The sequence below is a fragment of the Mitsuaria sp. TWR114 genome, assembly GCF_007997345.1.
Genome location: NZ_VOSR01001046.1, coordinates 1 through 1250, shown reverse-complemented (window position 1 = coordinate 1250; position 1250 = coordinate 1). Strand labels below are relative to the sequence as shown.

Below are 1250 nucleotides of genomic sequence, written 5' to 3'. Positions count from 1 at the left end.
TGGCCGCCAGCACCAGCGTGATCGGCAGCTACGTCGGGCTGTCCAAGCTGCTGGTGCTGGTCTTTCCGGTCTTCCTGCTGGCCTTCCTGCGCTTTGGCATGGCCGCGGTGTTCATGCTGCCGTGGCTGCGTCGCGGGCCGGCCGAGGCACCGCTCTCCCGCCGCACCCGATGGCTGCTCTTCCTCGAATCCTTCTTCGGCAACTTCCTGTTCTCGATCTGCCTGCTGTTCGGGATGAAGCACAGCTCGGCGGTCGTGGCCGGCGTGATCATGGCCGGCATCCCGGCGACGGTCGCGCTGATGAGCTGGCTCTTCCTGCGCGAGCGCATCGCCCCGCGCACGCTGGCCGGCATCGCGATGGCGGTCGGCGGCATCGCGCTGGTGGCGCTCAGCAAGCACGGCGACGGTGCCGGCGCGCCGACCTCGGGCTGGGGCGCGCTGCTGCTGGTCGGCGCGATGTGCTGCGAGGCCAGCTACGTCGTCATCGGCAAGCGCCTGACCGCCGACCTGCCGCCGCGCCGCATCAGCGCGCTGATCAACCTCTGGGGCCTGGTGCTCGTCACGCCGCTGGGCCTGTGGCAGGCGATGGACTTCGACTTTGGCGCCGTCGCGGTGAAGGACTGGGGCCTGCTGCTCTTCTACGCGATCGCCGCCAGCACCATCACGGTCTGGCTCTGGATGAAGGGCCTGCAGCACGTCAGCGCGGCCAAGGCCGGCGTCTTCATGGTGTTCCTGCCGGTGTCGACGGCGCTGGTGGGACTGGTCTTCCTCGGCGAACGCATGAACGCCATCCAGCTGGTGGCCTATGCGCTGGCGCTTGGCGGCGTGATGCTCGCCACCTGGCCGGCGCGCCAGACCAGTCGAACCCAGGGATTCCACCGGTCTTAGTCCAGTTTTACTACCAATGTAATACCATTTAGGGATTCACCCGCTAAGATGGGCTGATCGAACTTGCCGGAAGCGCTCGCTTCCGAACCGCCCATCCCCGCCGATGAACGCGAACGCCCCTTCCCCGGCCCTCACGCCTCCGCTTCCGACCGTCGTCGCCGCCACCGCCAGCCAGGCGGACTGGGAGTCCTGGATCAGCAGCTGGTATGCCCTCCTGGGGCAGCCACTGCGTACCGGTGTCAGTCCTTTGGCGCCTTCGGGCGCCCGCGGCGCTGCCGATGCCTCGGCCCATCCGTCCCCGCAAGTCCTGGTCTTCGCACCGCATCCGGACGACGAATGCATCGTCGGCGCGCTGCCGCTGCG

Annotated in this window: 1 protein-coding gene and 1 pseudogene; both read left to right on the top strand. The window is 68.4% G+C overall.

Annotated elements, in window-relative coordinates; genetic code table 11:
- On the top strand, positions 1-887 hold an 887-nt coding region (locus FUT87_RS27185), incomplete at its 5' end, for a DMT family transporter (protein WP_147242991.1).
- A 103-nt stretch (positions 888-990) separates the two neighbouring features.
- Positions 991-1250: pseudogene (locus FUT87_RS27180) on the top strand (hypothetical protein); the annotation flags it as partial.